7 protein-coding genes are annotated in these 7,078 nt (G+C 39.9%); 5 read left to right on the forward strand and 2 right to left on the reverse strand.

Translation table 11 applies throughout. From position 1 onward, the window contains the following. Positions 1-48: 48 nt before the first annotated feature. Positions 49-828: a 16S rRNA (adenine(1518)-N(6)/adenine(1519)-N(6))-dimethyltransferase RsmA gene (rsmA, locus tag HP439_RS16775; protein WP_172391492.1), complete on the reverse strand. Its 780-nt coding sequence runs from the start codon at positions 826-828 to the stop codon at positions 49-51. A 226-nt stretch (positions 829-1,054) separates the two neighbouring features. On the opposite strand from rsmA, the gene HP439_RS16780 reads away from it, so the two are divergent. The 5 genes from HP439_RS16780 to miaA all read left to right on the forward strand — a co-directional run bounded on the left by HP439_RS16780 (position 1,055) and on the right by miaA (position 5,710). Beyond that, entirely contained in the window at positions 1,055-1,387 is a 333-nt protein-coding gene (locus tag HP439_RS16780) for a hypothetical protein (RefSeq protein ID WP_172391493.1), read from the forward strand. Positions 1,388-1,462: 75 nt separating this feature from the next. Continuing rightward, complete coding sequence (gene pdxA, locus HP439_RS16785) at positions 1,463-2,518, forward strand: 4-hydroxythreonine-4-phosphate dehydrogenase PdxA (protein ID WP_172391494.1); 1,056 nt, start codon at positions 1,463-1,465, stop codon at positions 2,516-2,518. A gap of 97 nt (positions 2,519-2,615) precedes the next feature. Continuing rightward, the gene (locus HP439_RS16790; RefSeq protein WP_172391495.1) at positions 2,616-4,034 is read left to right on the forward strand and encodes a CCA tRNA nucleotidyltransferase; all 1,419 of its coding nucleotides are present in this window, start codon (positions 2,616-2,618) and stop codon (positions 4,032-4,034) included. A gap of 104 nt (positions 4,035-4,138) precedes the next feature. Then, positions 4,139-4,729 (forward strand): IS1096 element passenger TnpR family protein, encoded by a 591-nt coding sequence (locus HP439_RS16795; protein WP_172391496.1) that lies wholly within the window; start codon positions 4,139-4,141, stop codon positions 4,727-4,729. A gap of 75 nt (positions 4,730-4,804) precedes the next feature. Beyond that, the gene (miaA, locus tag HP439_RS16800) at positions 4,805-5,710 is read left to right on the forward strand and encodes a tRNA (adenosine(37)-N6)-dimethylallyltransferase MiaA (RefSeq protein ID WP_172391497.1); all 906 of its coding nucleotides are present in this window, start codon (positions 4,805-4,807) and stop codon (positions 5,708-5,710) included. A gap of 97 nt (positions 5,711-5,807) precedes the next feature. Here the strand turns inward: miaA and HP439_RS16805 are convergent, their stop codons facing one another. Beyond that, entirely contained in the window at positions 5,808-6,875 is a 1,068-nt protein-coding gene (locus tag HP439_RS16805) for a branched-chain amino acid aminotransferase (protein ID WP_172391498.1), read from the reverse strand. Between the last annotated feature and the right edge of the window lie 203 nt (positions 6,876-7,078).

The following is a 7,078-nucleotide window of genomic DNA, read 5'->3' on the forward strand; positions in this document are numbered from 1 at the left end:
GCCACCGCCGATGATCGCTATTTTGGTCATCTCCATACTCGGATGTTACTATAGTGTGCCGTCTATTTCGCGCGTCAGTTCCATGAAATTTTCTACCGATAACCTCTCTGCGCGCAACTCATATAAGGGATTGTCGCTCATCCGATCTTTTGGTACTACTGCCGAGAGCGCATTCCGCAATGTTTTGCGCCTTTGATTGAATGCCGCTTTTACGACTCGCCAGAATAACTTTTCGTTGCAATCTAATGTCGTGCGCGTATTTCTTGTCATTGTGATCACACCAGACAATACCTTGGGAGGCGGATTAAAGGCCCCCGCCTTCACGGTAAATAGATATTTTATGTCATAGTAGGTTTGTAAAAATACGCTTAATATGCCATACTCTTTGCTTCCTGGTTTGGCGACACATCGTTCGGCTACTTCCTTTTGGAACATACCGGTCATTTGAACGACACGGTCACGTTCGTCTAGTATTTTAAATAGGATTTGAGAAGATATATTGTATGGGAAGTTTCCTATTACAGCTAGTTGCGGCCCAAAATGTGCGGCGAAGTCTAATGTGAGAAAGTCCCCATGTATAAGGCGATTTTCGAGTTGAGGATACTTGTCGGCAAGGTACGCGATCGATTCTTCGTCGACATCGATTAACCAGGTTTTGTATACCTCGTTTTGAAGTAAAAAATCGGATAATACTCCCATTCCTGGCCCTACTTCTAACACTGTATCGAAGCCTAGCGACGGGTCGAGCGCATTCACGATCTTTTCTGCTGCATTTTTGTCATTTAGAAAGTGTTGGCCTAGGTGTTTTTTTGCGCGTACCGTACTCATGAGATCTGTTTTTGCAAAGATAACATTTTAAAATGAGTTCATTTTCCTCCACTCCTCGATAAGAACCCCTTGTATTCGATTGGTCGTGTAGTCTATTTTTAACCCAAAGAAATTAATTTAACCAATAGAGCGATAATGGAAAATTTACTTTAACTCTCTGGTAATATGGGGATATTGGACTCTGTTTTGCGGTTTTTTTTATTTCATAAACTTAAAATATACGATTATGAAAAAATTAATTAGCCTTCGAAACTTAGTAGCTATAGTAGTTGCAGTTTCTTTTATGTCGATAGGCAGTGTGTATGCGCAGGATGCCAAGCCAAAGAAAACCATGCCTATGAAAAATACGCCAGTCATACCGCCAAGCAATAAGATGCCGGGGGTTCCGGATTCCGGTGCATTTATTAAGAAAGACAAAAAAGAAAATTCTAAGAAAGTAGTCGATAAGCCGACCGGTGAAAAACACAATGGATTTGATGTTTTTATAGATGCACAGAATAAAAAGTTTTATCTAGATGAAAAGGGCGTGAAACAGTTTATCCCGGAAAAAGAAAAATAGAATGATAGCATCACATTGTTGAAAGCGCAATTATTAACCTAAATTTTTGTAATTTTGATTCAAAGCTTTCGAACAATGGGTGAAAAATTAAAAATTGGAATTACTGTAGGGGATATTAACGGAATAGGGCTAGAAGTGATTATTAAATCACTTATGGATAACCGTGTCTTGGATTTCTTTACCCCAATCGTCTATGGTAATACTAAGGTCGCCTCATTTCATCGCAAAGCAATCGGCGTGCAAGATTTTAGCTTTCATGTTATTAGCGCGGCAGAACAAGCTAATTCGAAAAGGCCGAATATGATCAACTGTTGGCAAGAAGACGTGAAAATCACCCTTGGAGAGCAGAATGAAATCGGCGGGAAGTATGCTTTTCTTTCCTTGGAAAGGGCTACAGATGATCTCATCGCTGGTAAAATTGATGCTTTGGTGACGGCACCTATAAATAAAAGTAATATTCAGCAAGAGGGTTTTTCTTTCCCTGGACATACAGAATATCTACAGACGAAGGCTGAGTCTCCGGATGTTTTGATGTTTATGGTTGCGGATGATTTACGAGTCGGTGTTGTCACGGGACATATTCCCGTAAAGGAGATTGCTACAGACATTACCGAAGAAGCAATTTTGCATAAACTTCGCATGATGAAGAATAGCCTCGTTAGCGATTTTTGGATTCAGAAGCCAAAGATTGCTGTGTTAGGGTTAAATCCACATGCAGGCGATAATGGGTTAATTGGTGCGGAGGATGAAGATATCATACGACCAGCCTTATTAAAAGCCAATGAAGAAGGTATTTTCTGTTTCGGCCCATATCCAGCTGACGGCTTTTTTTCGGGTGATACCTACACGAAATTCGATGGCATATTAGCAATGTATCATGATCAGGGTCTTATTCCTTTCAAACATATTGCCTCACGTAAGGGAGTAAACTTTACTGCAGGCTTACCTTTTGTACGTACTTCTCCCGACCACGGTACGGGGTATGATATCGCGGGGCAGAATTTGGCTTCACACGAGTCATTTCTTGAGGCTATATTTTCTGCGGTGCATATTGTTGAACGTAGGCGAGAACAAGCAGAACTTACCCTCAATCCTTTGGCGTTCCGACGCTTGTCAAAAGACCGAGATTAATAGTTCGGTACGTCTCTGTTGCGGGATTCTATGCTATATTATTGGAAATAATCCTTATTTTTGTCGTTTTTAAGGGTTTTCCCGAGAGTAGTTCGTCATGCAAGAAAATTTACAACACCCTATATTTCAAAAAATCAGAGATTTAGCGGATAATATACACGTTGACTGTTACGTCATTGGAGGCTATGTTCGGGATCGAATTATGGGACGTCCTTTTAAAAATGATGTCGATATTCTCGTGGTCGGTAGTGGAATTGAATTTGCAACAAAGCTAGCAGAATTATTACACACCAAAGTTGCGGTGTACAAAAATTTTGGTACTGCGATGCTTGTTTATGATAATATCAATATCGAATTCGTAGGGGCAAGAAAAGAGTCGTATAGAACTAATTCCAGAAACCCTATAGTAGAGGATGGGACATTAGAAGATGATCAGAATAGACGTGATTTTACTATCAACGCGTTGGCGTATTGTTTAAATTCAGGTCGCTATGGAGAGCTTGTTGATCCGTTCAAAGGTGTGGAAGATATTAATAATAGAGTAATCCGGACGCCATTAGATCCCAATATTACGTTTTCCGATGATCCCTTACGTATGATGCGTGCGATTCGTTTCGCCACACAGCTGAATTTTAAGATCGACATTAAATCGATTCAAGCTATCTCGGAGAATGCTGAGCGTATAATGATAATTTCGAAAGAAAGGATTACAGATGAGCTCAACAAAATCATTTTATGTGCGAAGCCATCAATCGGCTTTCGTTATCTTTTTGATACGGGCTTATTGAAGTATATATTCCCTGCTATGGAAAATTTGCATGGTGTGGATATTATCGACGGTCGGGGACATAAGGATAACTTTTACCATACGCTCGAAGTGCTTGATAATATTTGTATGCACTCGGATGATTTATGGCTGCGGTGGGCAGCAATTATGCATGATATTGCTAAGCCCGCAACTAAGCGTTTTGATAAGCGTGTCGGATGGACGTTTCACGGGCACGAAGATCGTGGTGCGAAAATGGTTCCTAAGCTTTTTTCGGAATTAAAACTTCCGTTGAATGATAGAATGAAATTTGTTCAAAAGTTAGTACAGCTACATTTGCGGCCTATTGTCTTAGCGCAAGATATTGTTACTGACTCTGCTGTACGCAGGTTACTTTTTGAAGCAGGAGATGACACGGATGCGTTGATGACTTTGTGTCACGCAGATGTAACGACAAAGAATGAATATAAAAAGCGCAAGTATCGTGATAACTTTGAGTTGGTAAAACAGAAACTCAAGGATGTGGAAGAACGTGATCGTATTAGAAATTGGCAACCGCCGGTTTCAGGAGAGGACATTATGGCTTTGTTTGAAATAGGACCAGGTCGGGTTGTCGGTGCCATCAAAAACGCGATGCGGGAAGCAATTCTAGAAGGTGAAATTACAAATTCGCGTGATGAGGCGCTTGAATTCGTACGTTCTAAGGGATTGAGCTTAGGGTTATCGCTGAAGAAAAATGTAGTACTTTAACTTTTTAAAAAATATTGTATTTTTATACCACGTTTACTGGCTGTTTCCAGTGGGCGCTGTACATATAAAACGTGTTCGCGTAAAACTAATTTATATTAATAAGAATGGCTATTTACAGATTTCGTGTAACTTTTGAGGATTATGAAGATATTTATCGGGAAATTGATATGCCCTCTAAAGGAACTTTTTTGCAACTTCATGATGCAATTCATCAATCTACTGGGTATAAATCTGACGTCACGTCATCATTTTATGTGAGTAATGATCAATGGAAAAAAGGTACGGAAATTGGCCTTTTAGCCTCTTCTTCTAAAATTGAAAATGGTATTCTTAAAATGGAAGATGTGAGACTCAGTAAATTTATTGACGATCCTCATCAGAAATTTTATTACATATATAATTTTGATCGACCATACGAGTTTCATGTAGAGCTCATCAAAATTCTTAAGGAAGATGATGATAAGGTGTATCCATTTATAAGTAAGAAAGTTGGTGAGGCTCCAAAAAATAGTGCCGCATCGAATTTTCCGTTGACTACGGGTCTTGAAGATATAGACGATGAGGACGAGGTAACAGTTGATGAAACCGAATATGGTGTTGATGATGACGAGTTAGATATGTTTGATGAGGACGATGATACGAGTGGAGGGGGCGATGATAAGCAAGAGTCTAATGGTATGGAGGATGAATATTAATTAACCTATTCTGGAGGTTAATATTTTCTATTGGTACCTTAAGCATATAGCTTAAGGTATTTTTTTTCGAAGAGAATGGTAGCAAATAAAAAGAAATTGATAGTCGTTGTTGGGCCAACCGCGGTAGGAAAGACGGCATTGGCGATACGACTTGCAAAATATTTTAATACTGAAATTATCTCTGCTGATTCTAGACAATTTTATAAGGAAATGTCCGCGGGCACCGCAAAACCCGACTCAACAGAGTTGGCACAGGTGAAACATCATTTCATTAATTCGCATTCCATTGTGCAAGAATATTCAGCTGGAGACTTTGAGCGTGATGCATTAGGATTGCTAGATTCCTTATTTAAAAAACACGACGAGGTAATTATGGTCGGCGGATCAGGATTGTTTATCCGTGCGGTCTGCGAGGGGTTTGACGACCTGCCGAAGGCCCCAGAGGAGGTTCGCGAGTCGTTAAATGCAATCTTTCAGCAAAAAGGAATAGCGCCTTTGCAAGCTCGGGTAAAAGAAATCGACCCTTTCTTTTTTGCCAACGCTGATATTCAAAATCCTCAACGGCTTATTCGTGCGATTGAAGTTTTCGAAGCTACCGGGAGGCCGTTTTCTGATTTTCAGAAACGTTCGCTTAAAGACCGCCATTTTCAAGTCGTTACTGTTGGTTTGAACATGGAACGTGAGGAGCTTTATGATCGAATAAATAGACGTGTGGATCTGATGATAACATCTGGCTTGCTTAGGGAGGTACAACAATTAATTGATTATCGGGAAAAACCTGCTTTGCGTACAGTGGGGTATGCTGAAATATTTGATTACTTGGATGGAAAATATAGTTTTGCGGATGCTGTTGCGCTCATTAAGCAAAACTCCAGGCGGTATGCGAAACGACAAATAACTTGGTTTAAAAAATATGGAAATACACGGTGGTTCACTCCGTTAGATTGGGATTCAATAGTAACCTATATTAAAGAGGATTGACGATCTTATAGATCCCTTACTTTACGTACTATTACTGAAAGAAAGGCAAAGAAAATCCCCACTACTTAAAAGTTGTGGGGATTTGTTATTTGTTGATTTATACGATAAAATTCCATCCAAAAGGATCGTCTATTTTGCCGTAACGAAGTTGATTTAAATAATCGAGCACCTTGTTAGAAAATTCTCTTCCTTCCACAGGCGGCAGTTCATAATCTTTCCCCTCAAACCCGATTCGCGATATATGTGTAACTGTTGCGGCGGTTCCTGCTGCGAACGCTTCCGACACTGTTCCGTTTTTTATGCCGTCGATCAGTTCGGCAACAGAGACGTCACGTTGTTCCGCTGTATATCCCCACTGCTGAGCAAGTTCCATAATCGTACGTCTTGTAACGCCATGCAAAATGGTGTCACCATGTGGAGTGATAATCTTATCTCCAATTCGAAAAATAAGATTTGCAGTTCCGGCTTCCTCAATGTATTTATGCTCTGCAGCGTCGGTCCACATTATCTGATCGTAACCTTCATCGTTCGCAAGCTTGGTTGGATATAATGATAATGCATAATTACCTGCATTTTTTGAGAACCCGACTCCTCCGTTTACAGCGCGAGTGTAAAAAGTTTCTATTTTTAAACTTATCGGTTTACTATAATATGCACCAACCGGACAGGTGATAATGATGAATTTATAACTCGCTGACGGATGTACACCTAAAGCTGCTTCGGTTCCGAACATGAAGGGGCGGATATATAATGAGGTTCCATCATTAGAGGGAATCCATTGTTTGTCAATACTCAGCAACTGCTTGAGGCCTTCTAAGAATATTTCTTGAGGAACTTCTGGCATTTGTAAACGTTTTGCCGACTTGTTGAAACGTTCCCAGTTTTGGTCAGGACGAAATATGCTAACGGTGTCATCTGCAAATTTGTACGCTTTCACACCTTCGAAAATTGCTTGACCATAGTGGAGTGAGGACATTGAAGGACTTATTTGCAGGTCTCCATAAGGTACGACGGAGACGTCAGTCCATGCTCCATTATCATAGTTTGCGACTAACATATGGTCAGACATAATTTGACCAAACTTTAGATTGTTGAAATCTACTTGCGAGAGTCTTGATTGTTTTGTTGGCTCTACGCGAATTGAATAGCTATTCGTCTCGCTCATCACATTAAAAATTTAAGAATGTGCAATTTAGAAAAAAAAGTATTAATAGCTTGTGTAGAGCGAATAATTTAAATGAAAATAGGCTTAAAACTAAATTTAGTTTTCTAAATGAAGCTGTTTTAACAGAGGTTCTAGATAAATGCGATCATTCGATAATCTAGGAACTTTGTTTTGTCCCCCGAGTTTGCCCCGGGATTTCATCC

It is taken from the genome of Sphingobacterium shayense (assembly GCF_013179575.1).
In the GTDB taxonomy this organism is placed as follows: domain Bacteria; phylum Bacteroidota; class Bacteroidia; order Sphingobacteriales; family Sphingobacteriaceae; genus Sphingobacterium; species Sphingobacterium shayense.